A 26,844-nucleotide genomic window follows, 5' to 3' on the forward strand; every position below is an offset into this window, starting at 1 on the left:
CGATTTTTGCCGGCAGAGCTTGGGCGGATAAAATTTGTGAACAGGGAAATATTATGCTTACAAAACTTTTCGGATCCAAAGCAAGAGTTTCCATACTAAAACTTTTTTTTCTTAACCCGAAAGAAAAGTTTTATGTCCGCCAAATAGCCAGGCGCCTTGGCCTGCAGGTCAATGCCGCTAAAAGGGAATTGGATAATTTGGAAAAGCTGGGCCTTTTAAAATCGCAATTAGAAACCGTAAATCCGAACGAATCGAAGCCGGATGTGGATACAGAGCCGGATAATGGGAAAAAATCCGGCAAAGCTCCAATAAAAATTTTGGCCGGCATAACCCAGGCAAGAACGGCTCCCAGCCAAATAAGGAAATATTACCAAATCAATCTGGATTTTGTTTTACTGGATGAACTAAAGAATCTCATTATCCACGCCCAAGTGCTTTATGAAAAAGATTTTACGGAAAAAATCAAAAAAGCCGGATTGATTAAACTTTTGATTTTTACCGGCGTCTTTGCCGGAAACGGGAATTCTCCGGTTGATATTCTGATTGTCGGCAAAGTCAACAAGGGAAAATTAAATCTTTTAATCGGCGAAATGGAAAAAGAGCTGGAAAAAGAGCTGAACTTTACCGTTATGGACTATAATGAGTTTAAGTACCGGAGAGATATTACCGACGTTTTTCTTTATAATATACTGGAAGGAAAGAAGATGGTTATTATTGACGAAACCGGCCAGATGTAGCGCAATATAAAATCATTATTAGATAAATCTTCTAATATTAGCTCAAATTTACCAATAATTTGGGCTTTTTGTGTATATTTGATTTTTTTAAAAAATAGTGTTCTTGTAGTGTTGACTTTTGGACTCGAAAATGATAAGGTGATGAGTCAAATTAAATAACGCAAAAGATAATTATTTCCAATTTTTATGGATCTAATTTTACTAAAAAATAAAAAAGGGACCCTGGCAACCATTATCGCTCTATTTTTGATTTTTAGAATCGGCTTAAGCCTGGTCCAAACTCTGAAATACGGTTCAGAATCAAAAATTTTGGTTTACCAAAAATTCCCCGGCGGAACGGACATTTATACTATCAACCGCTCGAATGAATATCTAAGCGGAGTTTTGGCGAGCGTAATTTCGTCTGACTCGTTTTACGAGGAGGTGAAAAACGCCGGCTTTAATATTGATCTTAAATATTTTACCAAAGAAGGCGCGGGGAAAGACGAGCTGAAAAAATGGGAAAAGACAGTGGCGGCAAAATCGCTGGCTGATTCGGGAATCATGCAAGTAGATGTTTACCACCCGGACCGCTATCAAGCCGAGCAGATCTCGCGGGCGGTGAATTTCGTTCTAATAACCAAGAATCAGAATTACCACGGCGGCGGGGATAATGTTGTTGTTAAAGTAATCGACAAGCCGGCGGTTTCCAATTGGCCGGTCAAACCGAATATCTTTTTGAATGTGGCCTTGGCATTAGTTTTCGGGCTAATCCTCGGGCTTACTTATACTTATCTTTTTCCCGAGAAGAGATACGATCTAGGTTTTTGGCCTTCCCGCCGGCCAGGCCGGGCTAAAAACAGGGAAAAAATTCAGACTTCAAAACAATATGAAAACAATTTTAATAATTTTAGCGAGCCAAAAGATAATTGGACTCCTCTTGCTAATATACTTGAGGCTAAAAAAGAAGGACCAAGCGATTTGGGATTTTTTGAGGAAGCTGGCCCGGAAAACATTCCTTACCCTGAAGCAGGCCAGGCAGGGTATGAAGATATTCTAACCCAGGGGAGAATGGAAAATCTAAGGAATTAACAGCTAACTTCCCGAGAAAGGCTTATTAAAGAGGAATTAAAGTTCCTCTTTTTTGCTGGCAATTGCTAGGTCTTCTTATTTTTGGTATAATTTCAGTATAAAAGCTAACATCAACTTTATGGGCAACGACTCCAAAGACTTAGTAAAATACGCCGAAGAGCTAGGGAAGAAAATCGGTTTTTTAATAGCGGCTTTGAATATTCCGGATGAAGCTAAGGACGCATTTATGGAAATTATCGCTGATTTTTCGCTGGCCCAGCTTGAACGGCTAGCCGGCATACTGGAAACCCGCCTGATAAATGATGAAACCGGCCAGATTGAAGACGAGTTAAGAAAAGAGCTGGAAAAAATCCGGAGCGACTATTTTAAGGAGGAGAAAGCCTTGAATCAAGAGACCGCGGACAAACTAAAAGCGTTATTATAAATTATTTAACAATACTCATATGAGTTCAGGCGCAACATTCAGCCCGGAAATGCCGTTCCAGCTTAAACCGAAAAAACCGAAGGAAAATAAGCTTGAGGTAAACGCACGCCAAGAGAATGGAGTGAATATTGAAAGTAAGTCTTTTTTGTCCGGAATGTATGAAAAGGCCAAAGGAATGTATGACCGGGCTTTTGGCGCGCGCCGCGAAGAGAATTTTAACGATCCGGCGGACATGGAAAGCGCGGCTGGCTCAAAACCCGAAAGTCGGCTGCAAAGAATCGGAAAATTTTTAACCAAAGAGAGGGAAAACGCTATCGTAACTAAGGGCGGAAAGATCGGTTATGACACTATTGCTTCGATTGCCGGAGTAAAAGGAATTGTCGACTGGTCTTTGTATGGGTTATCCAAGCTGGGAGTTAAGACTTCCATGCGCGGCGATGTCCATAAGCATTTTACGGAGAACGCGGTGGAAAGGACTTTGCTTGGCGTTAATAACAGGGCCATTGATCTCCGTCAGCGGGCCAAGGGCAGAGGAGGATTCGGGTCATTATCAAAGGAAGAGCAAAAAGAAATAACTACGGCCGGAAAAGAGTACCGCGATACGGTTCGGGAGGTTAAAGCTAAGATTGATGACGTAAATTTGCCTGAAGCCAAGAGATTGGAACTAAGGAAAAATCTTTTAGAAATAATGCGCGGGCATAAGTTAAAGGAAACGAGCCTGCAAAAAGGGCAAAGCGATGAATATGAAGGTGCATTGCGGAAATATACCGGACAGAAGGTAAATGCTTTCCGGCTGGGCCGGGATGCGGTTAATTCAGTCTTGACTTGCACGGGATTTTTTATGCTAAGAGGGATTACATATGGCGCTTTCGCGGCCTTAGACCGGGGAAAATCGGAATGGGATAAATATTCAAGATCAGCCTTTAAAAAAAAGCAGGAGAGCGGCGAGGATGCGGGTGACTGGAAAAGCGCTCATAACGAAGTATCGGCCGAAAAATTCAGGGAAGTGTTAAAAGGTACAACGGTTACGGCGGCCCGGGAAACATATAATGAATTAAGGCATGGAAGAAAAGAAGGGAGGCTGAACCCTGAACAAATAAAGAAAAAATTGGAATTTGAAAAAGCCGAAATGGAAAAGCTGGAAGAGGCCGGCGTCGGCCAGTTCGGCAAAGCTTGGCATAAAATAAAAATGCGCTCACCGGAGATTCTAGCGAGAATGAGAGCTCTGGGAACTCTAACAAGGGCGTTTGGCATTGGCGGAACGTCCGTTATGGCTTACGCCACCGAAGGCGCTTCATTAGTGCAGCCATACAATCATCTACTGGATAATCTTGAACATCAAGGCGTCATGGATACTGCCACCGGAAATATTGCCGGTGGCGTTGATCGGTTTATGAAGTTGTATGACCTGGAGGAATGGAAAAAGCGCGGTGAGGTTATAGGCCGCGGCGCTGATATAGCCAGCCAGAAAATGACCGGGCGAACTTTAGGCGGCAACATAGCATTTTTACAGGAATCGTTTAGAAATTCCGGTATAGCTGTTGCAGCGCCAATTTATCCTTCCTTCTTGACTCACGAAGGATTAATAAGGCATAACCGGGAGATGCTGGACAAGCTGCCGGAAGGCGATCCGCGCAGAAAAAAAATTGAAGAGCTGATAAAAGATTTGAAAGAAAGCCAGAAGGCTTCCGCACGACCAAAAACAACAGAAGCTATGAAAGAAAAAATAGAGGGCGAGCCTGAAGAAAATCCGGGCAAGGAGGAGTCTCGCGAGGCAGTAGAAACTCCAAGGGGGCCGAGAGTAAAAGCCCGGCCGGAAATGATTGAAATTGAAATAGTTTACCAGAATAACGAGCTTAAGCACCGGGAATTTTTGGATAATTTGTCGGATCAGGAAAAAGAGTATTTAAAGGCAATGAAAAAGATGGCGTCGTTAAAGACTGACGATCCGGCTTATGCCGAGGCTAAGGCGGATGCCGATAAGAAAGAAGGAATTTTTGATGAGCTGCAGAATAAAAAAGCCGAAGAAGAAAGGCTTTATATGGAGAAAAAAAGCCGGCTTAGTGAACAGCTAAAAGAAACAATATCATCAGAATGGAAGGCAAAAGGAGATGCTGAAGCGGGACAAAAAGGCGAGGCTAGGGCGGAGGGAGATATCTCTGTTGACGAAAAAGCGCGAGAATTGCAGAAGCAATGGGACAAAGCTATGGCCAAAGAGCCGGATGCAAAAATTGAGCCCGCCCCCGAAGATAAACCATCTCATCCTGAAGAGGGTTCTCTTGAGCCGCATGAGCCGGAAGCGGTCAAAGCCGAAAAAACAGAGCCGGAAGCTTTAAAAGAAAAGGATAAGATAGAGCCAAAGGCCGAAGAGCCGAAAAAAGAAGCGGCGAAAATTGAAGAGCCCAAGGAAGGCAAGCAGATTAAGGTTGAACAAAGCGCTCCAGCCGAGCCTCAAAGCGAGAAAAACGAAGAAATCGATAGCGCTAAAAAGATATTAATGGAAAAGGGCGCTTTAAGCGAAGAGCTGGCTAATAAAATGGCGCGAGGCTTGGCGGATGGCAATAAAATAAAAATTTTTAACGAGATTGCCGAATTAACCAATAATAAAAAGGGTTTTGGACCCGAATTTTATGACAATCTTGCCGAAAAGGACATTGATAAGGATTCGGTAAGCGCTTTAAAATATATTTTGGACGGAAAAAATAATATTGCCGGAGCCGGAGGAAGCAAGAAATTAAGAGAATCGATTTTAGAGAATATTAAAAAGACCGGGAATATTGAAGCCAGCATCGCGACGGTTTATAAAGGCGAAGGAATCGAGCATTCCTTGAGGCGCCAAATTGAAGCCAATCCGGAAAAATTCGGATTTGGGAAAACCCTTGATGATTTTAAAGGAAACCGGAAATTATTTACTAAAGCTGTTAGGGATTTTTCCGGCCGCCAGGCGCACGAGATTGCCCTAAAAGGAGGATTAACCGCGCCGGCCGGCAAGGGGAAATTAATGCAGTTTTCTGTCGCCAGGCCCGATAGCGTATCCATTGAAGTATTTTCCACGGAAGTTAAAGAAGGCAAATTGGCGGAAGCTAAAATTTTGATATCTGGCCGTTCCGTTGACGACCGAGTCGTAAGTTACGAGCCAAAGCTAATGGCGGAAGGCGGGAAAGTCAAGGAAGCTGAAGGATTGGAAATAGATAAAAAATATATCGGCAAGAGCCTGTCTGAAGCAATGAGGGCAGAAAATTTTGGCAAGGCTAAAGTGATTGATATGGCCGCCGAGAGGGAAAAACGGGCAAAATTAGCTGAAGAGAAAAAACTTCAGGATACTAAACGCGAGGAAGGAATGAAAAAGGAAGGAGAATTGAAGAAAGCGGTTGGCGCGGAGAACATTGGACAACCGGAAGCAAAGGAAACTCAAAAAGTTCCTGCCAAGAAAGAAGCCCAAGAGATTATCGCCCAGGAAAAGAAAGAGGATCCCGGTAATCGCGGCAAGGTTAGAGAAACTCTTGAGCGAGTAGCGGAAACCACTGCCGTCCAACCCCCGGAAACCGGGAAAAAACCGAGCGAAGTCCAGATGAAAGTTAATGAGCACGCGGTAATAAAGCATTTTGATATCAACCCGGCCGACTATAATAAGATTAAAGACATAACGGCGGCTGAATTCGCCGAGCTCATAAACCAGCGGGACGCCGGAGTGAAAGTGAAAATTCCCTATAACGGCTGGTGGTATGGCAAGAAAGAAAAAGCCGCGCACGGACATTTAAGGGACTATATAATGAAGTACAAGGCGGAAACGAGCGATATGACGGTGGAGCAGGTTTTAAAAACTTACGGAATCAGCCAAGGCGGGGCCGGAACTAGACCCGAGCGGGGCAAGGCTTTGCGGGCAGGGGCGGAAGCCGTAAGAGGCATGCCTTTGACCGAGAAAGAAGGCGCGGATTTATATAAAAGGCAAAGCGAGCGCCAGGCTTCGCAAGAAGCCGGAGAAATCCGTCCGCCAAAGCCAGGCCCGGGAGAAACGGAAGGCAAGAAAACCGGAGCGCAAAGAGAATCAATAGTGCCTAAGTCAAAAGATTGGGGGGGCGATAGGGAAGATAAAGGCGGAATTCCGAATACTGGATCAAAAGGGAAAACTAAAAGCCTGCTAAAAGAATTAGTTGAGAGAGCCTCGGGAATTGAGAAAACCGAAACTCCGGCTTTGAATCTATCTCCGCAAAAATTGCATATGCTTGATGAGATTGTGTCCGGCAGAGCAAAAGAAAATGAAAAAGTGATGAATATAAAAAAGGCGATTGAGGCTGGCAGTTTGACCGGAAAAGATTTTGCTGAATTTTGCGTTTCAAAGTTTTCCGAAGAAAACGCGAATAATAAAGAAATTCTTAGAAATAACGTAAAAATGTATTTAGATATGCTATGCGACCCGGCAATCGCGGAAAAGACAACGAAAAAATCGAGGTCTGAAGCAATTAGATATATTAAGAACGTCATTTTGGCTGTTCAGGAAAGCAAGTAGGGTAAAAAATCAAGAGTTTAAAGAATCCGTAGTATTTTTACGGGTTCTTTTTTATTTAAGAAAAAAAAGTTGAGCTCTTAAATCAGCGGAAGAGATTGGAATTTATGTGAAAATTAATTTAATATTAGCCAAATTATTAAAATGAGCTTAGTATTGACGTATAGCCGAAAATATGCTAAGGTTTCGAGTTAAAATTGCGCGCATTATGTACATATGGTTTATCCCGAAATTCAATAAAAATCCACCAAATACGGTTAAAATTTAGCCAAATTTTTTCTTTTTTTGCTTTTGCGTTTTTACGAACTCAAAAGTAAAGGGGGAACTTGTCCTTTGACAATATTGTATAGTAAATTAACCGTCGGAAATTTCACTTCCGCAAAGGGCGGAGTGATAGCCCGCAGAGTTCGGGTTCCGGCATCTGATCCAGGTAGCGTTCCGGGAGAAAGGCTAGAAAATGAAAAAGTTTCTATCGTTGGCTATGGCGATTCCGTTCGTCGCGGTTCTTGGCGGCTTGAGCGGAATTTTACCCACCCTTTGGTGGGAAAAACATCGGCCAGAAGTAGTGGCCGGCTACCTCGTCATCGTAGTAATCGGCCTGATATTCTTGCAGTGCCGAAAAATTAAACCTCTTAAACCAAAACCGGCTTTCCCGCGCATGGCGGTCATTACTTTCGAGATTAATGGCCCGGGTGGATGCGACGAGGTCGAGGTTTGGGTGATTAGGCTGACCGAGGTTTCTCTCGGGAGATTCTTATCTCCATTACCACCGAACGAAGAGCCCAAGTCGGGGAAGGAAGTAGTAAAAGAACTTCGGCGCGGGATGAGGAAATACTGGGCGGGAGAAAAAAATTCACTCACCAAGAAGACGAAGGGACTTTTGAGGAAAAAAGTCCTCGAGAGGAAAGGGACAAGATCTTCTGTCCCGGCTGAATATAGGAAAATCAATACTGTCAACATTTGCGCCGCAACGCGGTTGGCGGCGATTTTGACGCTTGTTGTTTTTGTTGCGTCAGCCTGCGGGCCGACTCCGATGAATCTGTCGGATATGTACAAGGTGCCGATGCCCGAGGGCCTGCCACAGGCTTCCATCCTCGTCACTTACGTTGCGAATCCTAGTATGGCAATAGCTGATAGTGATAAAAAAGGAAAAGCTATCGGCTGGCCTGGAATTCTTGTAGCTCCGGACGGTTCATACACCGAAGAGCCCGGCCTCCTTCGAGAGATAGGTGGGGTGCCGCACTTTGTTTATATGCTTCCTTACGACCTTGCGTCAAAAAGGGAGTATAGATTCTTCGTCGCTGACCATGCGATGAAGAGATTGGCAAATCACGCTGGCGAAATCCTCCCGTTAAGGACAAATATGTCCGGCAGAAAATTGGACATAAAAAAGTACGGGGATTTTCTCCCAACGCTTGGCGTCCTGGAAAGCCAGGAATTCGTAGCCGCCCTGGAAAAGGGAACCCAGCTTTTCGAAGGGCTTAATCAGCTTATTGAGAAGATGGGAATCCATAAGGTGGCGGATTTGAAATATGCACGAGGCCGCTACGGAGTGATTGGTTCCAATCTTACCCCCGAGATGCTCGAACAGGTGGCTAAAGACGATAAGATCGTCAGCCGTCTCAAAAAGTACCTGGGGAAAGATTGGCAGATATTCTTCACCATTCCGGTGACTTCGTCGACCGGCTTGGGCGGGATGATCCTGTTCTCCAAGCTGATGAAGGCGCCTGGAGATTTGTTCTCGGTCGATACGAATCGGCCGGGATACATGGATGCCAAGGCATCCCGGGAAGATGTGTATTACATCGTAGTCAACATCCTCAAAAAGCTTGGCGTTGATCCGAATAATAAGGCTCTTTGGGATCACATGATGAAAGATCTCGAAAGCTATTAGTATTAGGAGGAGATTGTGAACAAAAAGTTTTTCTGTCTGGTAATCGCTGTCGGGCTCGCCTTCATAGGTTTGAGCCTGACGACTACAGTCGCTTTGGCGGCTTCAACCCTCCCCGATATCGTAGTAAAAACCGAAATCGGGGAAATCACGTTTGAACCTTGGGAGAGGATTAGCGACCGCGCCGTTCAACTCGGCCGGAAGCTTGGCCAAGAACTCTCCAAGCGGGATAAGGCCGAACTTTCTGTCGTCGGCACAACCGCTGATGAAATGAAGGAGCTTGAGGTTTTGGCGGGAGATTACTCCCGGTCAAAAAGCTATGCTCCTGGGTGCGCCGAAGGAAGTCTTGTCCGAGGCGACCTTGTTGCGACGGTTATGAAGCGCGGTGGAAAACTCACCCGGGTTTACAAATATGTAGCCTGGGACGAAACCGAGAAAGGGGTTGAGTTTACTCTTTCAACCGGCGTCAAGTTCGTGTTTCCGCGATGCGGAAACTGGACTCGCCGGGTAGGAAGAATTCCCGAGCCGCCGCCTCCAGTCGAGCCGCCACCGCCTCCTCCGCCAGAAAGCGTCCGGACGCCCGAAGCCGCCCGCGCAAGAATCAAGGCGGGTTTTGAGAAAGACACCGCTGCTTACGTCGGTTATATATTCTCGGAAAAGGGGCACGCCACGCTGTATTGGGGTGCGAATTTTACCCTATACACCCCCCGCCGAGAAATAGGGAGCGGAGCCGCCACGATACAGGGTGGCGTTCGTTTCTCCTACGGTGGATGGAGCGGTACCCCGGGAAGCATCTACCCGAAGTTGAAAGACGCCAAATACGGCGGATATCAACTGGCGACCCAGGGCGGCGGACGGCTTATTAACGGGCCGGACAACGTCCAGGTTTTCGGGGGATACGCGCGGAGGGATGATTCCTTCAGCGCTAAGCAAGTCGACGGGCGGTCAGAAAGTAGCCAGACCGCCGGACAGATTTCCTTGTTCTCGAGCGCCGACCTGCGGACTCCGAGACTGGGGCCGATAAAACGCATTGAGGCTTACCTCCAGGGGAACCTTGAACTCTCTCGGGAAGTCAAGGCAACCTGGAATGGGAAAAAAGTTGATGACGCCACCGGATTTGAAACAACGAATATCGGCGGCGGAATCGACGCTACCCTGTACGAAGGGAAAAAGATTGACGCCGGCGTTGGAGTTCATGGCTCGCATGACTTTAACGACGATGACACAACGGGGCTTGAATTACGGCTTTTTGGGTCGACCAAGAATCGGGCCATAAAGCTGGGCGCAGGAGCGGGCTATGCCTGGAGCAAGCCAGGCAACGGTCCATTCGGCAATCTTATAGCGTCAAGCGACCTGGATCCGATCACTGATTGGTTATGGGATCGTTTGACAGGGGCCGCAAAACCTGCGCCAAAAAATCCGGTCGCGCCCGCGGTCGAGGTTGCGCCGACAACGCCTGATTCTGTCGTTGCCGCTCCTCCCGTAGCTCCTGTTTCTGTTTCCGCCCCATCGGAACCGGTTTTCACTGGAATGTCGAGTCACCGGGCGGATCCGTGAGACTGCTGACACGTTCTTTATTTACGCTTGATTTTCTTTAGGCTTTCTGTTATTGTAGAGAGTCCTGAAATTCAGCGCTAAAACGCGCAAGGAAAATTAGGCGTATTCCTACATTTCAACCAGGCGAACTAAAATCTTCGGATTTTAGTTCGCCTGTCAATATATTTTTTGCAACGCTTAGCCTATGGAAGATAATGCCATTTCAAGAATTATGGCTGAACTTAATGGAAAATTAAGAATTTCAAAAGAGAATGAGATTGGATAGGATAATATCCAATGCCATGCTCTTTGGAAAAATATACCAGAAAACCCGGTCAAACTGGCATTCAGATATTTATATGGAAAAATTTTTCATCTAAATACCTGAATGTCAGGGCGGTGGGAAGGCCTAGCGGGTCTTTTCTCCCGCCAGGCACTTCCATTTTTTTCACTCTTTTCTCTTTATTGGAGGAATCTCATGATACACAAGGCTCTTTGTTTTCTGGTTTTCGTGGCGCTGGCCGCATTTTTTACCGCGGCCCCGGTAATGGCGCAGGACTACGGGTGCAGGAACGCCGGAGACGGAGTGGAGTTTTTCGTCTCCAAATCCTTGGCCGCCAAGTACCTCGGCGGCGGCGTACCGGTATTCGGCGCGGAGATTGAGGGGTGGGACAACAACACCCCAATGACCGCGGCTGGAGATTACTGGGTGGCCAAAGTCAAGGGGTCCTCCTCGGGAACCCAAGACTGGGGCTTTGGCCGCAAGAAGGACGGGTACCCCTGGTACCCGTCGAAAAAGATGGTCGCCGACGGGGCGGTAAAGCAGGGGGACGTCGTTGACAACGGGTTCAACGCGTTTAATTTCCGGACTACCTGCAGGTAGCCGCCCGGGCCCGGCGCCAAACGGCGGATAATCCCGCCACAAACTAGAGTGGGGGCGCGAGAGACTTTTGTCTTTTCGCGCTCCCACCAACCCAACTCCCATGAACGGGAAAGACGGCAAAGGCGAAGCGAAAAATTGAGTTTTCCAAATAAGATTATTAACATGTTAAATACTTTAAAAATTAGCGAAAACCGGCAGCCGCTAATAATTGCTATAAGCGCGTTTTTTATATTAGCGCTCCTTGCGGCCGCCTATTTTCCTCTAAAATCAATCGCGGTTTTGGGCCTGGCTTCGTTTATAATTATTACCGCCATAAAACCTGAATTCGGCTTATATCTTGTGGCCTTATTTTTGCCGGTAATATTTTGGCAGCCTTTATATCCGGATTTCAAAATTGAAACCTCATTTTTAGATTTACTGGCCGCCGCGGCGCTTTTCAGTTTTTTTTTAAGGATCGCTTATTTAAAAGTGATAGCCGGAGAAAAAGTTAAGCTTGAATTGCCGCTTATTATGCCGTTCCTGTTTTTCTTCGGCGCGGCTTTTTTTTCCGGAGTTTTTTCAGATAACAGCTATAACAGCATAATTTACAGCGCCCGCTGGGTGTTATTTCCTTATATTGCTTTTGTTTTCTTTCCGGCCAACGTTATTAAAGATAAAAAAATTCTCCGCAACACGATTGTCTTCCTCCTTATTTCGGTTTTATACGCCGCGTTGATGGCGCTTTTTTCCGTCCAGGAACAAAACATTTCTTTGCTTGATGATATCTTCCAGGGGAAATTTTTCCGCCTCCGCCTTATTAAAATTTTCGGCATTTATCCTTTAGGGGACTTCCAAAATCTTTTAGCCGAGGTGATGCTGCCGGGCATATTCTTTATATTATCTTTGAAGTACTGGATTAAAAGCGAAAGAGCCAAAAGATTCATTAATCTGGGCATGATTTTTTTCACTTTGATTCTTATCGCAACTTTTTCCCGGGGCGCCTGGATCTCGGTAGTTTTAGCGTCAGTGGCCTATTTATTTTACGGCCACCGGGAAAACTTAAAAAAATATCTTGTTTACGCCTTATTTATTTTAATGCTTTCCATTCCGGCCTGGATAAACATGTATAAAATCCAGACCTACTATTATATCGGCGGCCTTTCCAACCAGCAAAAAGTTTTGATGCTTTCTATCGCCTGGAAGGCTTTTAGCGAAAATCCGATTATCGGCCAGGGTTCCGGTGAATTTGTGCATTTGGTCGAGAACAACATCACCTATATGACAAGATACGGAGAAGTTCTTGATTCGCACGGCGTAGTCCAAAAAATAATGGCCGAAAACGGCAGTCTGGGGCTCATCGCTTTTTTCATTTACTCTTTAGCAATATTTTTATTGTTTTCAAGGACAATTAAAAATAATAAAAATGAGCTAAAGTTATTTTTGCCATTAGCCGCCGGGAGTTTAGGAGTCTTTATAATGGAATTTTTCAATACTTCCTATTACCAGGGAAAACTTTGGCTGCCGATCGGCATAACCTTAGCGGCAATAAAATTGCTGGATAATAATAAACAAATAGAAAATAGCGCGCCACTTTCATGAAAAGCGAACAAAAAAAAATTAAAATCATCTACGCTTTGCCCGGCCTCCGCATCGGCGGCGCCGAGAGATTTACGATTGATCTAATAAAAAATTTAGACAAGGAGAAATTTGAAGCAAAATTACTAATACTTGAAGGGGCGAGCGAGGAAGCCGAGGACTGGAGGCGGGAGCTGGAAAACGAAAGAGTTGAGATACTGGATTTAAAAAAAAGGAAAGGCAAAGACAAAATAAAATGCCTGATAAGGTACTATAAAGCGCTTAAGGCCGAGAATCCGGATATTCTCCACGCCCAGCTGTTTACAGCCGATCTTTTCGGCCGCCTGGCCGCCGGACTGGCCGGGATTCCTTTAGTAATCACCGAACAGAATCTTAATTATGTTGACAGCTGGCCGAGGATAATCCTAAAAAGGCTTACTTCGTTCTTGTCAGCTAGGGTAGTCGCCATATCCGAAGCCGTAAGAAATTATCTAATAAAACGCGAGGGAGTGCCGGAAGATAAATTGACGGTGATTTATAACGGGACGGAAACCGAAAAATACGCGTTTAACGAAAGAAGCTATGAGCAAAAAGATAAAATAATAATCGGTTCGGTTGGACGGCTGACCCGGCAAAAAGGCTTTGAATATTTAATCGAAGCGGTTAGCAAGCTGGAATCAGGAATAGAAATTGAATGCCTGATTGCCGGAGACGGGGAAGAAAGGGCTAACCTTGAAATGCTTATAAATAAGCATGGGCTTCAAAACCGGGTAAAATTAATCGGCTGGCAGAAGGCAGGGGAATTTTTAAAAAAGATCGATATTTTTGTTTTGCCTTCCGTATGGGAGGGTTTGGGGATAGCCGTTATCGAAGCCGGACTTTCGGGTTTGCCGGTTATAGCCTCGGATATTGACGGCTTAAGGGAAATTATAACCGATTCTAATCAAGGATGTCTGTTTAAGCCGGGAGACGCGAATGATTTAAAAGAAAAGCTGGAATACCTGATAGGGAATGCTGACGAGAGAAAAAGACTGGGCTGCGGTCTGCAAAGAAATTTACGCGAAAAGTTTTCTATTAAAAAGATCGCCGGAGAGTATGAAGAATTATACCGGAAAATTTTGAATGGCGATAGAAATTAAGCCTTTTGACATGCTATGAAATTAAATAAATTCGAAAAATTCAGCGCCTATCCGATTATCCGAAGGCATTTAAAAACCTCGCTTCCTTTCCTTAACGCGAGGAAAATTTTTAATATCGCCATGTCAAAATTTGAAGAAAAAACCGGAAAAACCGTTTTATCTTCTAAGCCGTTTTTTATTAAAATCGAGCCGACCAACCTCTGTAATTTGAAATGCAAGGGCTGTTTTCATTCGGAGGAAAAAAGGACTTTGGAGAAAATGAATATGCTGGGCGATATGGATTTTGAGATGTTCAAGGGAATTATCGGCGGGCTGGACAAATATTTGGTTAAAGTATCTCTTTACTCGATGGGCGAGCCGCTATTATGCGGGAATATTGTAAAGATGGTTCAATACCTAACCGAGAAAAGAATCGCGAGCGTCATAAGCTCAAATTTAAATTATTTAACTCCGGAATTAGCCGAAGGCTTGGTAAGGGCCAAGCTTACGCATCTTATTATTTCACTTGATGGTTATGATGAAAAATCCTATTTAAGCTACCGGGAAGGCGGCGATTTTAATAAACTGCTGGAAAACATTAAGCTTATACAGGAGAAAAAAAGAAAAGCCGGATCTAAATATCCGCAAATCGAAATTCAAAGCATCCACTTTAAGGAATACGCGGAAAAGGATATTAAAAAAATCAAAGCTCTGGCCGCGGGCTTAAAGCCGGACGTTTTTACCTTAAGGGATGACTATTCTATTTATCTAGGCGACCGGGACAAAGTAAAAGCCAAGAGGTGTTTTTGGCTTTACGGGCATCCGATGTTCCGCTTTGACGGCGTTGTCCAGCCTTGCTGTTTTTATTACCTGGATGAAAAAAATAATTTTGGAAATGTAAAAGACATGGAAGCTGAAAAAATCTGGAATAACGAAAAATTCAAAAAAGCGAGGGAATATTTTAATGCCGGTAAAGCGTCCGGGGAGCTAAAGTGTGAATCCTGCGATTATTTTAAATATGAAAGCCAATAGGTTTGCATAAATATTTATGAATAAGGCCATTCCAAAAGATTTAACCATTGCCATAACTTATCGCTGTAACTTGCGCTGTGCGATGTGCAATATTTGGGCTGTGGAAAATCCGGAGGAATTGCCCCTGGAATTTTTTTCCAATCTAAGCCCGGATTTAAGATACGTAAATATTAGCGGAGGCGAGCCATTCTTGCATCCGCAGATTACCGAAATCATAAAAGCCGTTAAGGAAATTAGCCCTAAGGCAAAAATTATTATTTCCACCAATGGCTTCGCGGTTTCCCTAATAACGAAGAAAATGGCGGAGATTTTAAAAATTGACCCGAAAATCGGCGTTAGAGTGTCAATCGACGGCAGGCGGGAAGTGCACGACGAGATCAGGGGCTTTATTGGTGCATACGATCAGGCGATGGCCGCCATTAACGAACTAAAAGCCATGGGGGTAAAAAATTTAGGCATCGGTTTTACCGCTATGGACAAAAACGTCGGAGAGATTGCCTTGGTTTACGATTTGGCAAAAAAGATGAAGATTCAATTCGCTATCGGCCTGGTTCAGAGTTCTGAAAGCTATTTTAAAAAGAGTGATAACGAAATATTAAAAAAGGACGAGATCGATCAAGGCTTGGATTATGTTATAAATTCGGAACTGCGAAGCAATAATATTAAGAAGTGGCTAAGAGCTTATTTCAGCTTCGGGTTAAAAAATTATTTGTTATATAAAAAGAATATCCTTCCCTGGCAGGCCGGCCTAGACTCATTGTTTATTTCTGCCGGCGGGGAGGTTTATCCTAATCATCTTATCGGCGTCAAAATCGGAAACTTAAAAAATGAGCCGCTTGAATCAATTTGGAATTCAGCCGAAGCGCGAAAATTCAGGAAAGAAATGAGGGCGGGAAAATTCGGAGAAAAATGGGTGATGTGCGCGGTTCGGCAGGCAATGAAAAAGAACTGGCCGAGGGTTGGGCTTTGGATCGCGGCCAATAAGCTAAAAAGAATTATATGATAAGCGCCGTCAGAGTTAAAAAATATATAAGAATCGGTTTTAACCGGATAACGCAGGATCTCGCGACCCGCTTCTTTTTACTGTCAGGAATTAAAATGCCCAATCCGAAACGGGCGTATTATTTTATGACCAGTAAGTGTAATTTTCAGTGCGGGATGTGCCCGCAGTGGAAAATCGGGCTGGAAGAAAAGGCGGAAGAATATATTTCCGAATCCCGAATGCTCGAGCTAATGGACGAAATGGCCGGCGCCGGAATAAAAGAAATCGGTTTTTCCGGAGGCGAGCCGTTAATTTACTCGGACAAGCTGTTGCGCCTTCTGGCTCACGCTAGCCGAAAAGGCATGTATACGCACGTAGCCACCAACGGCAGTCTTATTACCCGCGAATTTTTAGGCGAGTATGATAAAATCGGCGGCGGGCATATCTCTCTATCAATTGACGCTTTAGGGGAGCGGCATAATGAACTGCGCGGATTCGGCGGCGCGTTTTCCGGAACCGAGAACGTCCTTAAATTATTTGAAACCAATAATTACCGCAACATCTTACTAAAAATTAACCTTACTTTGACCGGCGAAAATTTGGGCGAAGCGCCGGCGGTAGTAAAAATGGCCGCGACTAAAAACGCGGTTGTCTTTATCCAGCCTTACGATCCGTATGATTACGCCCATTCGAATGACGCGGCTTATCTGGAAAGCCATTATCCTTTATGGGTGAAGAAGAAAAACTACGGCGAACTGGAAAAGTCTTTGGATGAAATCATGGAAATAAAAAGAGACAGTCCGGAAATTATACTAAATAGCGAAGAGCACTTAGCTGATATAAAACAATATTTTCAGGGCAGGAGAAACATAAAAAAAATATGCTTTTCCGGCTTGGACCAGATAAGTATTTTCCCCCGGGGCGAAATAATGTTTTGTAAATACGGCGTAATTGGGGATTTGAAAAACGCGAGCCTTAAAGAATTTTTAGCAAGCGATAAAAGAAAAGAAGCGGTAATCTCCAGCCTCTCGTGCCCCGAAAATTGTCTTTTGGGCTGTATGTACCGCCCGCGGCTTGGCGATATGCTTAAAAGCGGCCTAAAGCAATTATATAAATTATCGAAAGTAAACTAATGAAAATTTTACAGATCAACAAATATTTTTATTTAAGAGGCGGAAGCGAACGCTACTTTTTCGGCTTGTCAAAAATATTGGAGAATAACGGCCACCAGGTGGCGCATTTTTCCATGAAACACGAGCGAAACCTGGAGTCAAAATACGCGAAATATTTTACGGAAAAGATTGAGCTTGATAAATTCAGCCTAAAGAGCATTATTAAAATATTTTATAACCATGACGCGGTAAACAAGCTGGATAAGCTAATGAATGACTTTAAGCCGGACGTAGCCCATTTGCATAACATCGACCGGCAATTAGGCCCGGCGATAATCAATCTTTTGAAGAAAAGGGGAATCCCGGTAGTTATGACTTTGCACGATTTTAAAGCCTTCTGCCCCAAGGGAACGCTTTATAATAAGCGCGCGCATTGCCGCAAATGCCTGAACGGAAATTATTATAACTGTTTGAAAGATAAATGCATTAAAGAATCTTATCTGAAAAGCGCGCTGGGCATGCTGGAGTTTTATTGGCAAAGATTTTTCCTTATGGCCTACGGGAAAGTTGATACGTTCCACGCGCCGAGCCTTTACATGAAAAATATCGCCGTAAGTTCCGGAATTTCTTCGGAAAAAATATTCGATTTGGTTTACCCGATTGAAGCTCGGGAAGACAGTAATGGGACTGAAAAAGTAAATGAAGAGTATTTGTTATATTTCGGCCGGCTGTCTGAAGAGAAAGGAATTGATGTTTTAATAAGAGCGCTTAGCCGCACAAAAATCGGCATTAAACTAAAAATTGCCGGCGAGGGAGAGCTTAAGGATGGTTTAATGAAGATTTCTGATGCTTTGGGGCTCACTAAGAGAATCGAATTTCTCGGGTTTCAAAATGGCGAAAAACTTGAAAAACTGATCAGCGGCGCTGAAGCGGTTGTTATCCCTTCACTTTGGCCGGAGAATATGCCCTATAGCCTATTAGAATCAATGGCTTCCGGTAAAACGATTATCGCTTCAAAAACCGGAGGAATCCCGGAAAGGATAGTTGATGAATCTAGCGGGTATCTTTTTTCAATTGGCAATATTAACGAATTAGCGGAAAAAATAGATAGCGCCGTTAGCGAGAAAAATGCAATGCTGGGCCAAAAGGCGAGAGACAGTATAAAAAACTTTAATACTAAAAAACATTATGAGGAATTAGTCAAGATGTATAATTCGCTAATATTTGCTAAATTAAAGCATTATTAAGCTAACCCGGGATTCTTGAAATATTGCTGTGTTTATGTTAAGGTTTTAGCGAATTTCAATATAATCAAATAATCAATAAAAACTATGACAGTCAAAAAATCCGTGAAAATAATAATAATTTCTATCATAATCTGCTCTGCCAGCCTTGGGATGTTTTCGGTGCCTACAAGCCAAGCCAGAGTAAGCTCGTATTATTCAGGAGACGCGGCGGTTTATAATGGCCAAATAATTGTTGGTTCCACCAATATGGGCAAATTTGAATTGTTTAGATGGGGTAATAACGGCCTCGTTAAAACCAGCACCTTAAGGCCCGAACCGCTGGAGGATTCCCAATTTTACGATTTGAAATTTAGCGAGGAAAACGGCAGCCTTAATGTTTACTTAACCAGCGGAAGATACTTATACAAATATAACATCGGCGACGTTTATAACCCTATTTTTATTAAAAAAGTTAAGGACAATTCGAACGACGGATGGATTTCCGGCTTCGAAAAGTCCAGCGCGAGAATCGTAACTATCGGCACCAAAGAAACTAAAATTTGGAATGACAACCTTGAGATTATCGACAGTTTCAAAATAACCAATATTGACAACCCTTATAATATAAGATTTTCGGCTGACGGAAGATTTATTATTAACGTAAAAGAGGATAAGGCCGAAATTTTTGACACTGCCGTAAGAAGGATTACCGGCGAAGTTCCGATAAAGACAAACAGCGCGCTGAACCGGAAAGTGTACGCCGGAGATTATATATACGCGGTCGATGACCAGCGGGTGATAGTGTTTGACTATGACGCGGAAATCGTGGGCTCATTTAAGCATACCTCGAATATGGGCTATGACGCGGACGCGATACCCGGAGGCAAGTATGTTTATTTTTCCGACGGGAAAGGGATAGTCAAACTTGATCGGTCCGGTTTAACCGCGGCCGACTGGGTAAATATTGACAAGCTCCCCGTGCAATACGGCTGGGCGATGGGGATGAAAGTTCTGGAAGTGTCCGGCAAAAGTTATATCGTGGCTTTCTGCAATTCTTATATCGGGATATTCGATGAAAAATTAGACCTGGCGAGCTTTTACCGTTCAAGGGAAGAAACCTTCAGCCCGGTGGAAAAAGTTTATTTGGGAATTGACAAGGACCGGGCTCCGAGCGGAAGCCTTATCGCCATCCACGGCGGAGGTTACGGGCAATTCGAAAAGATTTATATTGATTTAGTATATAAACGGGTGGAGACTGTTGCGGGCGAGAAGGGGAGGTTTAGCATTGTAACCGAGGTGCCTTGCGTCAACCTGCGGCCCGAAGAGAGGCCGTTAAAAACCGACATAAGGGTTACCGGCGCCTACACCGGCATAAGCTATAACCTCGGTTTTACCTTGGAATAGATTAAGAGATGAGGCGCGAGCAAATTATATGAAAATAGCATTTATCGGACAAAAAGGGATGCCAGCCAAAGGCGGAGGCGTGGAAAAGCATGTTGAGGAGCTTTCCATCCGCCTGGTTAAGCGCGGCCATGAAGCAATTGTTTATACCCGGACAAACTATACTGAAAGGAAACTAGGCGCTTATAAAGGCGTTAAACTGGTTAGCCTGCCGAATATCAAAACCAAAAGCCTGGACGCTATTACCCATACATTTATGGCCTGCCTGGACGTAATTTTTAGAAAGGATATCGATATCGTCCATTTTCATTCAATCGGCCCCTCTTCCTTGATCTGGCTAATAAAAATTTTTAAGCCAGGCACTCCGATTGTCGCTACTTTCCACAGCCAATGCTATCTCCATAAGAAATGGGGATTGTTTGCCCGGCTGTATCTGAAATTCGGCGAGTATTCCTGCTGCAAATTTGCCGATAAAGTAATCGCCATTTCCGAATCATTAAAGAAAAGGACAGCGGAAGAATATAATGTCTTAAGCGAATATATCCCCAACGCGGTAATGATGAGGAAGAAAAAACTGCCGAAGATAATTAAAGCCAAGTGGGGGTTAGATAAGGATGGGTATATTTTGTCAGTCTCGCGCCTGGTCCCGGTTAAGGGCATACATTATATTATTGGCGCTTATAATGAATTAAAAACCAATAAAAAGCTGGTGATCGCCGGCGATGGAGCTTTTAACGGAGAATATATAGGGGAGCTTGAAAGAAAGTCCGGCGGCAATGAAAAAATAATTTTCACCGGCAACCTTTCCGGCAGAGAGCTGGATGAGCTTTATTCCAACGCCTGCTTATTTGTCCAGGCTTCCGAAGTTGAGGGCTTATCAATCGCCTTATTAGAGGCAATGTCTTTTGATCTGCCGGTTCTGGTTAGCGATATTAGGGGAAATTTGGACGCTTTAGGCGGTAGAGGACTGACTTTTATAAATAAAAATACCGATGACTTAAAGGAAAAGATAAAGTTTGCTTTAGCCAATCCAAAAGTAATCCATAAGCTGGCCAAGGAGGCAAAAAAGCGGGTGGTAAAGCATTATGATTGGGAAGAAAATATTGAAGATGTAATAAGCGTTTACCATGAAGCTATGAGTTTAAAGCAGAAATCGTTTTTTAATAGTTTTTTTGTTTTTAAGGCAATCAAAAAAGTCGCTTTTAGGTGGAAATAATCAGTTCAATAGTTTTATATATTTTTTTTCGTTGGAGGGTTGAATTGTTTGTCAGCTCTTTTTATTTTTCAAGCGCCAGCCCGCCTTTGCAGACGGTTGCGTTTGGAATCAAGGATATTTGTCGTATGAATCGGTTTTCTCGTCGAGTTCAGATTTTGCCGTAAACCATGAAATGAAGGAAAGGAAAAAAATGAAGAAGATTCTGGCAGTTTTTTTATCCCTGGGATTCCTGGCGTTTGCATCAGAAGCGCTGGGTTATAACGAGTGGCCATTAAACGGAACCGCCGCGGGAACAGGCAGTTTCGGTTTTTCGAGTATCGCGGCGTCGGCTAACGCTTACGCCACGGGGTTTGGGCGGGACAGCGTCGAGAGCTACGCTTCCGGCGATCGCTTCAGCCTGACCCTTACCTGGGTGTCGGGCACTGCCTCCGCGAATATCGCGGTCGAGGCGATGTTGTACAAAAACGCCTCGCCTTGGACGATAAGCGCCAGGCAAAGCGCAGTGCTTGCCGCCGGCAAGAGCGTCACGATCGTATTGTCGTGCACTGCTACCGAAGCCAGCGGAGCCCTGGGTGTTGCGTTAGGGTACGCGAGTAACGCTGGAAAGAGCGTTACTTTGAAGTATACCCTGACAAAGCTACCAAAGCTGACCGTCGTTTATCCCAATAAGGCGGTGAGCTTGTCGGCTGGCTCCCCAATTGAAATTAAATGGGAGAAGGGACCGACAATCTCGTCGGTCTATATTGATCTCTATGAAGGGGGAACCTTTAAGGGCCGGATTACTTCGTCGGCCACGGGGACCAGCTATTTCTGGACCCCGGGAAGTAAATTTCCCACCGGTAGCTACCAATTGAGAATTACCGGAGGCGGGGTTTATGATTTTAGCGACAAGCCATTCACCCTGGCTGGCGACGTAAAAATCGCCATCGAAACTCCTGTGGCGGGGACGAAAGTTACAAAGGGCACAAGCGCTTACGTGTCCTGGAGCGCCCGCGGGATGAGCGGGAACGTAAAAATAGAACTTTTCAAAGGGGCTGTGAAGGTGGCAGACATACATACCGCCTTTCCTCCGGGAAACCAAGGCCTTGGATTCATTTACTGGGTACCGGCCGCGAGCCTAGTGGCCGGCACTGATTACTCCGTGTTAATTACGGAGGTAAGGACGGGCGGAGTATCTGCCCAAAGTGCCAAGTTCACTATCCAATAGCTAACGGCAGATATCTGCCATTACGGGCCGCCGCTGACATTTTCGATTAGTCAGCAGGCGGCCTTTTCTTGTCTTTGACGCTTTTTTGTTATATATTCAATTTATATCTTAAGATATAAATTCATTCGCTCGTCCCGCATCCTGCGGGGCTCTCGCTCATATTAATTATGAAATTATATATCAATACAATAAAAAACGACTCAACAAAAATCGAAATTGGGATTTTTAAGGATGGCAAGAAGATTGCTGGCAAGGAAGTTCGTGCGCGATACGCCCAAGCGGAAAAACTTTTACCTTTGATTGATAAAATGTTTGCGGATAAAAGGCTGGCGGCTAAGGCGCGCAAAGGAAAAAAACCGGGGGTTAAAATAATAAAAGGAAAGCCGGGCTTGAAAGATATAAAAGAAATCGCCGTGGCAAATAAAGGCGGAAGCTTTACATCTTTACGAATCGGCGTGGTTACCGCTAACGCTTTGGGTTATGCTTTAGGGATTCGGGTTAGGGGAGTTAGAGAAGGCGAAATAGAAGAGGGCGGTAAAAGAAATACCGGAGCTCGAAAATTTAAGCCGGACGGAAAAACAAACAAGCCGAAAAGTAAAAAAATCCATATTGTTAAAGCCGAGTATGGCAAAGAACCCAATATAACCTTTAAAAACTCATAAATGTGGATTAACTGTTGATAACTTTGTGAATAACTTGAAATTATAAACAAAAAAAATCAGATATTTTTTAAACCCTTCTGTGGAAAACCCGGAAGGGTTTTAAAAATGCCAAAATTATTTTAATGTTAGCTGATATATAGAGTGGGGAAGAGGATTGACAGATGGCATTTTATGGTGTATAGTGGAAACATGATGGTGAAAAGTGGTGAAAAGTGGTGAATTTTAACGAAGAGCTTCTAAAGTGATTATGTTTATCGGCGAATACTCTCACAACATTGATGACAAAGGCAGGATGGCAGTACCATCTCGATTTAGGGCGCTCTTAAAAAAAGGCGCGGTAGTCACCCGGGGATTGGATAATTGCTTGTCCTTATATCCGCGGGATACCTGGAAAGAATTGGCAATCAAATTGGCGGCTCTTCCTTTAAGCCAGGCCAAAGCGCGGGCTTTCGCGCGGCTGATGCTGGCCGGCGCTATGAACGTAGACTTTGATTCGCAAGGCCGGATAGTTTTGCCCGAGTACTTGAGAAAGTATGCCGGTCTTAAAAAGAAAACGATTGTCGCCGGATTGTACGACCGGCTGGAAATTTGGGATGATGAGGCCTGGGAAAAATATAAACAAGGAACAGAATCGAATAGTAATGAAATCGCCGAAGCTATGGCCAGCCTGGGCATCTAACTAAAACCGTTATGGCGAATGACATGTCAGGCGGGAAGCCGGCGGAAGAAAACGCGAATGAGGATACCGGGAGTGATAAAGGCAATATTAACGGAAGCTATCATCATATCCCAGTACTTTTAAAAGAAGCGATAGAATTTTTAAAGCCAGGGCCGGGCGGAAGATTTATTGACTGCACCTTGGGCGGCGCCGGCTATACAATAGAGCTCGCGAAGCGCGTTGGCGATGATGGACAAGTGCTGGCGGTTGACGCGGACGAAATGGCGATAGAGAACGCGAAAAATATAATCCAAAAAAAAGAGTTCAAAAATATTATTTTATCCCATGCGAATTTTAGGAGCCTTTCCAAAATTATTAAGGAGAATTTTCCAGTCTTGCCTTACGGTAAGGCAGGCCAGGGTGCTCGGTTTGACGGTATTGTATTTGATCTTGGGCTATCAAGCGCTCAACTCAAAGATCAAAATCGAGGATTTTCTTTTCAGGTGGACGCGTCTCGGCTAGATATGGCTTTCGGCCTTCCGCCGGATAAGAAAGCAGAAGACGGAAGAGGCGGCGCGGACGGGACGGAAGATGAGCGGGAAGAAGAGGCGGAAAAGAGCCTTTCCACTAAAGATATAGTGAATAATTGGCCCAAGGAAGAGCTGGCAAGAATATTCAAGGAATACGGCGAAGAAAGGTTTGCCTGGCGGATTGCCGAAAAGATTGTTGAGATTAGAAAAAAAATAAAAAAATCGGGCGGTGAAGGAATCGCCACTGTCGGAGAGCTGGTAAATATAATAAAAAGCGCGGTTCCGGCTTTTTACCGGAACGGAAGAATTAATCCGGCGACAAAAATTTTTCAGGCTTTGCGCGTCGCCACTAATGATGAGCTTGGGAGCCTGATAGAAGTTTTGCCCCAGGCGGTAGAAGCTCTAAAACCCGGCGGACGGCTAGTCGTAATTTCCTACCACAGCCTTGAAGACCGGATTGTAAAGAATTTCTTTAAAAAAGAGGCTTTCAAAAAATCCGAACCCGGGAAAGGAAAACTGAAAATTTTGACGAAAAAAGTCATAATTCCCCGGTTTGAAGAAGCTAAAGAAAATCCCCGTTCCAGAAGCGCGAAATTAAGGGCGGCGGAACGGATTTAACCGATTAACAATTTATATTCGATAATTAACCAACTATGTCCTCATTTAAGGAAAAGCTATTAGTTTCGGGAAAGTTGAAAAAACTGTTAAATTTAAAACTTATAAACACGGTCATCGCGGCCTCGGTTGCCGCCACGTTCGGCTTTTACCTTTTTGGGGTCAATTCGCTTTCAATCAAAGGATTTGAACTAAGCGAGATAAATAAGAAAGTAAACGATTTAAATACCGAAAACGCCGAATTAGAGCTAAAAACCATGCAGCTTGAATCCTATGCTTATATTAATGAAAAAATAAAAAATCTAGGCTTGGTAAAAGCTGATAAAATCGATTATATTACGCCTCAAATGGGCGTAGCCAAAAGATGAAACCAATATAACATGCTTGTCGTGCCCCGTCCTGCCCCGCAATGAGCGGGGCGGGACGGATAAAACAAAATTGAAAAACAGAAAAACATGAAGGAATGGAAAAAAAACAAATCTTCCGCCCGGCCAGACAGGAATGAAAAGGCTAAAAAAAATAATCGCGCGAATATACTCCTGGCGATTATTTTTTTGTTAGCCGGCGGCATCCTCTATAAGCTTTATTATCTGCAAATAGCCAAAAGCGAATATTATACCGGCCTGGCGTCAAACCAGCATGATGTTTTCAAGAAGCTTCTGGCCGCCCGCGGAAGGATTTTTATCGAAGATTCCGGGGAAGACGGGAAAAAAGAGCTTTATCCGATGGCGACCAATAAGGATTTCGCGACTTTCTACGCTAAACCGGTTGAAATTCCGGCCGAGAAAGCGGCGGAAAAAGCAAAAATATTATACGATCTTTTTGACCGCGCCGCGAACGAGAAAGAGGCCAGCGAGGAGATCGATAAGATAAGAAAAGAAAAAGAAGAAAAAAATGAGGCCGTTGACGAGGAATACCTGGAAATGAAAAAAGAAGCCGATCTTAAAACCCGCGAAGAAAAAGGGATAGCTAATTATACAAAAACTCTTTCCAAAGATAACGACCCCTACGAAGCCGTCAAGAAAAAAGTCGACGAAGATGTTTTAAAGCAAATATATCTTGCCCTGGAACAAAGCGAAGGGCGGAATTTTAGTTTGGATGAGCTGGAAATTAAAAATAATAAGCTGTATGTTAAGCGGGAAGGCAAAGAAGCCGAATTGATTGTCGCCGGGTTCGGACACGCGATGGAAACGTACCGTTATTACCCGGAAGGCAATATCGGCTCCAGTATTTTGGGCTTTGTCGGTTATGAAGGCGACGGAAAAGAAGGGCGCTACGGACTGGAAGAATACTTTAATGAAGAGCTATCCGGGAAACCGGGGTCGCTTCAAACTGAAAGGGACGCGGTCGGCGATTTAATAATAATAAATGACCGCCAATACAACCAGCCGGTTACGGGAGCCGATATTGTCCTTACTATTGACCGGAACATCCAGTTTGCCGCTTGCCAAAAATTGAACGCGGCGGTCGCGCGGCACGGAGCCGACGGCGGAGCGGTGATAATTTTGGAGCCGAAAACCGGAAAAGTTTTAGCTATGTGTTCGGCACCGGATTTCGACCCTAACAATTATAACGACGTGCAAAATATCAGCAGTTATAATAATTCAGGAGTTTTCGACCAATACGAGCCGGGCTCAATTTACAAATCAATTACTATGGCCATAGCGCTCGACCAGGAAAAAATAACGCCCGACACCACCTACACCGATACCGGAGTGGTAAAAATCGCCAAATATGAAATAAAAAATTCCGACTTGAAGGCCCATGGCGTCTGCAGTATGACCAAGGTATTAGAACAGTCTTTGAATACTGGAGCTATTTTCGCTATGCGCCAGGTCGGGCCGAAAATTTTTTCCGAGTATGTTAAAAATTTCGGCTTTGGCGAACGGACCGGAATTGAATTGGAGTCGGAGAGCAAGGGCGATATCCGCAACCTTTCATCCAAAATGAATAGCGACCTTTATGCCGCTACCGGATCTTTCGGGCAAGGAATAAGCGTTACTCCTCTGCAGATGGTCGCGGCTTACGCAGTCATAGCTAACGGAGGCAGTTTGATGAAACCCTATATTGTCAAAGAGATAGTCCAGTCGGACGGGAAGAGGATAGCGGCCGGCCCGAAAGAAGTCCGAAAAGTTATTTCCTCCCGCGCCGCGACTTTAGCCGGAGGCATGATGGTGAATGTCGTAGAGAACGGCCACGGGAAAATGGCCGGCGTCAAAGGCTATTATGTCGCCGGCAAGACCGGAACCGCCCAGATCCCAAGAAAGGATGGACGCGGGTATGAAGGGAATTCGCATGTCGGCTCTTTCGCCGGTTTCGCGCCGGCGGATGACCCGAAGTTCGTTATGATCGTAAAAATCGACCACCCGCGCGACGTAGAATGGGCCGAGTCTTCGGCGGCGCCTTTATTCGGGGAGATTGCCGAATATATTTTGCATTATTACAAGGTGCCGGCGACAAGAGAGGTTAAGTGATTATTTCT

At 44.5% G+C, this 26,844-nt stretch carries 21 protein-coding genes; all 21 read left to right on the forward strand.

Translation table 11 applies throughout. The annotated features are described in order from the left end of the window. Nucleotides 1-53 precede the first annotated feature (53 nt). On the forward strand, nucleotides 54-737 hold the full coding sequence (locus WC715_04780; protein MFA6171730.1) for a helix-turn-helix domain-containing protein: 684 nt from the start codon (nucleotides 54-56) through the stop codon (nucleotides 735-737). Nucleotides 738-923: 186 nt separating this feature from the next. Beyond that, complete coding sequence (locus WC715_04785; GenBank protein ID MFA6171731.1) at nucleotides 924-1,808, forward strand: hypothetical protein; 885 nt, start codon at nucleotides 924-926, stop codon at nucleotides 1,806-1,808. A 118-nt stretch (nucleotides 1,809-1,926) separates the two neighbouring features. Continuing rightward, the gene (locus WC715_04790) at nucleotides 1,927-2,232 is read left to right on the forward strand and encodes a hypothetical protein (protein ID MFA6171732.1); all 306 of its coding nucleotides are present in this window, start codon (nucleotides 1,927-1,929) and stop codon (nucleotides 2,230-2,232) included. 19 nt (nucleotides 2,233-2,251) lie between these two features. Next, nucleotides 2,252-6,742: a hypothetical protein gene (locus WC715_04795; GenBank protein ID MFA6171733.1), complete on the forward strand. Its 4,491-nt coding sequence runs from the start codon at nucleotides 2,252-2,254 to the stop codon at nucleotides 6,740-6,742. A 454-nt stretch (nucleotides 6,743-7,196) separates the two neighbouring features. After that, nucleotides 7,197-8,633, forward strand: coding sequence for a hypothetical protein (locus WC715_04800; protein MFA6171734.1), 1,437 nt, complete (start codon nucleotides 7,197-7,199; stop codon nucleotides 8,631-8,633). Between the two features lie 15 nt (nucleotides 8,634-8,648). After that, nucleotides 8,649-10,187 (forward strand): hypothetical protein, encoded by a 1,539-nt coding sequence (locus WC715_04805; protein ID MFA6171735.1) that lies wholly within the window; start codon nucleotides 8,649-8,651, stop codon nucleotides 10,185-10,187. 457 nt (nucleotides 10,188-10,644) lie between these two features. Beyond that, nucleotides 10,645-11,049 (forward strand): hypothetical protein, encoded by a 405-nt coding sequence (locus WC715_04810; protein MFA6171736.1) that lies wholly within the window; start codon nucleotides 10,645-10,647, stop codon nucleotides 11,047-11,049. 162 nt (nucleotides 11,050-11,211) lie between these two features. Further along, on the forward strand, nucleotides 11,212-12,627 hold the full coding sequence (locus tag WC715_04815; GenBank protein ID MFA6171737.1) for an O-antigen ligase family protein: 1,416 nt from the start codon (nucleotides 11,212-11,214) through the stop codon (nucleotides 12,625-12,627). Then, a complete protein-coding gene (locus WC715_04820; protein MFA6171738.1) occupies nucleotides 12,624-13,742 on the forward strand; it encodes a glycosyltransferase family 4 protein in 1,119 nt (372 codons plus the stop codon). Before WC715_04815 ends, WC715_04820 begins: the two co-directional genes overlap by 4 nt. Nucleotides 13,743-13,757: 15 nt before the next feature. Further along, nucleotides 13,758-14,753: a radical SAM protein gene (locus WC715_04825; GenBank protein MFA6171739.1), complete on the forward strand. Its 996-nt coding sequence runs from the start codon at nucleotides 13,758-13,760 to the stop codon at nucleotides 14,751-14,753. 16 nt (nucleotides 14,754-14,769) lie between these two features. Next, the gene (locus tag WC715_04830; GenBank protein ID MFA6171740.1) at nucleotides 14,770-15,756 is read left to right on the forward strand and encodes a radical SAM protein; all 987 of its coding nucleotides are present in this window, start codon (nucleotides 14,770-14,772) and stop codon (nucleotides 15,754-15,756) included. Then, entirely contained in the window at nucleotides 15,753-16,868 is a 1,116-nt protein-coding gene (locus tag WC715_04835; protein ID MFA6171741.1) for a radical SAM protein, read from the forward strand. The genes WC715_04830 and WC715_04835 overlap by 4 nt, the downstream gene beginning before the upstream one ends. Continuing rightward, nucleotides 16,868-18,094: a glycosyltransferase family 4 protein gene (locus tag WC715_04840; protein ID MFA6171742.1), complete on the forward strand. Its 1,227-nt coding sequence runs from the start codon at nucleotides 16,868-16,870 to the stop codon at nucleotides 18,092-18,094. Before WC715_04835 ends, WC715_04840 begins: the two co-directional genes overlap by 1 nt. 84 nt (nucleotides 18,095-18,178) lie before the next feature. After that, on the forward strand, nucleotides 18,179-19,477 hold the full coding sequence (locus WC715_04845) for a hypothetical protein (protein MFA6171743.1): 1,299 nt from the start codon (nucleotides 18,179-18,181) through the stop codon (nucleotides 19,475-19,477). Between the two features lie 28 nt (nucleotides 19,478-19,505). After that, entirely contained in the window at nucleotides 19,506-20,690 is a 1,185-nt protein-coding gene (locus WC715_04850) for a glycosyltransferase family 4 protein (protein ID MFA6171744.1), read from the forward strand. Between the two features lie 118 nt (nucleotides 20,691-20,808). Continuing rightward, the gene (locus WC715_04855; GenBank protein ID MFA6171745.1) at nucleotides 20,809-21,897 is read left to right on the forward strand and encodes a Ser-Thr-rich GPI-anchored membrane family protein; all 1,089 of its coding nucleotides are present in this window, start codon (nucleotides 20,809-20,811) and stop codon (nucleotides 21,895-21,897) included. Between the two features lie 167 nt (nucleotides 21,898-22,064). After that, the gene (locus WC715_04860) at nucleotides 22,065-22,559 is read left to right on the forward strand and encodes a hypothetical protein (protein MFA6171746.1); all 495 of its coding nucleotides are present in this window, start codon (nucleotides 22,065-22,067) and stop codon (nucleotides 22,557-22,559) included. A gap of 247 nt (nucleotides 22,560-22,806) precedes the next feature. Continuing rightward, nucleotides 22,807-23,238, forward strand: coding sequence for a division/cell wall cluster transcriptional repressor MraZ (mraZ, locus tag WC715_04865; GenBank protein MFA6171747.1), 432 nt, complete (start codon nucleotides 22,807-22,809; stop codon nucleotides 23,236-23,238). A gap of 11 nt (nucleotides 23,239-23,249) precedes the next feature. Then, a complete protein-coding gene (gene rsmH, locus WC715_04870; GenBank protein ID MFA6171748.1) occupies nucleotides 23,250-24,365 on the forward strand; it encodes a 16S rRNA (cytosine(1402)-N(4))-methyltransferase RsmH in 1,116 nt (371 codons plus the stop codon). 35 nt (nucleotides 24,366-24,400) lie between these two features. Beyond that, nucleotides 24,401-24,730 carry a hypothetical protein gene (locus WC715_04875; GenBank protein ID MFA6171749.1) on the forward strand — a complete coding sequence of 110 codons (330 nt, stop codon included), beginning with the start codon at nucleotides 24,401-24,403 and terminating at the stop codon, nucleotides 24,728-24,730. Between the two features lie 87 nt (nucleotides 24,731-24,817). After that, a complete protein-coding gene (locus WC715_04880; GenBank protein ID MFA6171750.1) occupies nucleotides 24,818-26,836 on the forward strand; it encodes a penicillin-binding protein 2 in 2,019 nt (672 codons plus the stop codon). Nucleotides 26,837-26,844 lie beyond the last annotated feature (8 nt).

The organism is Patescibacteria group bacterium, assembly GCA_041661505.1.
Lineage (GTDB): Bacteria > Patescibacteriota > Patescibacteriia > Patescibacteriales > JBAZCA01 > JBAZCA01.

Excerpts from the sequence above, each read along its gene's own strand:
- WC715_04840 (MFA6171742.1), top strand. The coding sequence starts at position 16,868 with ATGAAAATTTTACAGATCAACAAATATTTTTATTTAAGAGGCGGAAGC.
- WC715_04850 (MFA6171744.1), top strand. The coding sequence starts at position 19,506 with ATGAAAATAGCATTTATCGGACAAAAAGGGATGCCAGCCAAAGGCGGA.
- WC715_04860 (MFA6171746.1), top strand. The coding sequence starts at position 22,065 with ATGAAATTATATATCAATACAATAAAAAACGACTCAACAAAAATCGAA.
- WC715_04800 (MFA6171734.1), top strand. The coding sequence starts at position 7,197 with ATGAAAAAGTTTCTATCGTTGGCTATGGCGATTCCGTTCGTCGCGGTT.
- WC715_04830 (MFA6171740.1), top strand. The coding sequence starts at position 14,770 with ATGAATAAGGCCATTCCAAAAGATTTAACCATTGCCATAACTTATCGC.
- WC715_04785 (MFA6171731.1), top strand. The coding sequence starts at position 924 with ATGGATCTAATTTTACTAAAAAATAAAAAAGGGACCCTGGCAACCATT.
- WC715_04815 (MFA6171737.1), top strand. The coding sequence starts at position 11,212 with ATGTTAAATACTTTAAAAATTAGCGAAAACCGGCAGCCGCTAATAATT.
- WC715_04780 (MFA6171730.1), top strand. The coding sequence starts at position 54 with ATGCTTACAAAACTTTTCGGATCCAAAGCAAGAGTTTCCATACTAAAA.
- WC715_04880 (MFA6171750.1), top strand. The coding sequence starts at position 24,818 with ATGAAGGAATGGAAAAAAAACAAATCTTCCGCCCGGCCAGACAGGAAT.
- WC715_04790 (MFA6171732.1), top strand. The coding sequence starts at position 1,927 with ATGGGCAACGACTCCAAAGACTTAGTAAAATACGCCGAAGAGCTAGGG.
- WC715_04875 (MFA6171749.1), top strand. The coding sequence starts at position 24,401 with ATGTCCTCATTTAAGGAAAAGCTATTAGTTTCGGGAAAGTTGAAAAAA.
- WC715_04810 (MFA6171736.1), top strand. The coding sequence starts at position 10,645 with ATGATACACAAGGCTCTTTGTTTTCTGGTTTTCGTGGCGCTGGCCGCA.
- mraZ (MFA6171747.1), top strand. The coding sequence starts at position 22,807 with ATGTTTATCGGCGAATACTCTCACAACATTGATGACAAAGGCAGGATG.
- WC715_04835 (MFA6171741.1), top strand. The coding sequence starts at position 15,753 with ATGATAAGCGCCGTCAGAGTTAAAAAATATATAAGAATCGGTTTTAAC.
- WC715_04795 (MFA6171733.1), top strand. The coding sequence starts at position 2,252 with ATGAGTTCAGGCGCAACATTCAGCCCGGAAATGCCGTTCCAGCTTAAA.
- rsmH (MFA6171748.1), top strand. The coding sequence starts at position 23,250 with ATGGCGAATGACATGTCAGGCGGGAAGCCGGCGGAAGAAAACGCGAAT.
- WC715_04845 (MFA6171743.1), top strand. The coding sequence starts at position 18,179 with ATGACAGTCAAAAAATCCGTGAAAATAATAATAATTTCTATCATAATC.
- WC715_04820 (MFA6171738.1), top strand. The coding sequence starts at position 12,624 with ATGAAAAGCGAACAAAAAAAAATTAAAATCATCTACGCTTTGCCCGGC.
- WC715_04825 (MFA6171739.1), top strand. The coding sequence starts at position 13,758 with ATGAAATTAAATAAATTCGAAAAATTCAGCGCCTATCCGATTATCCGA.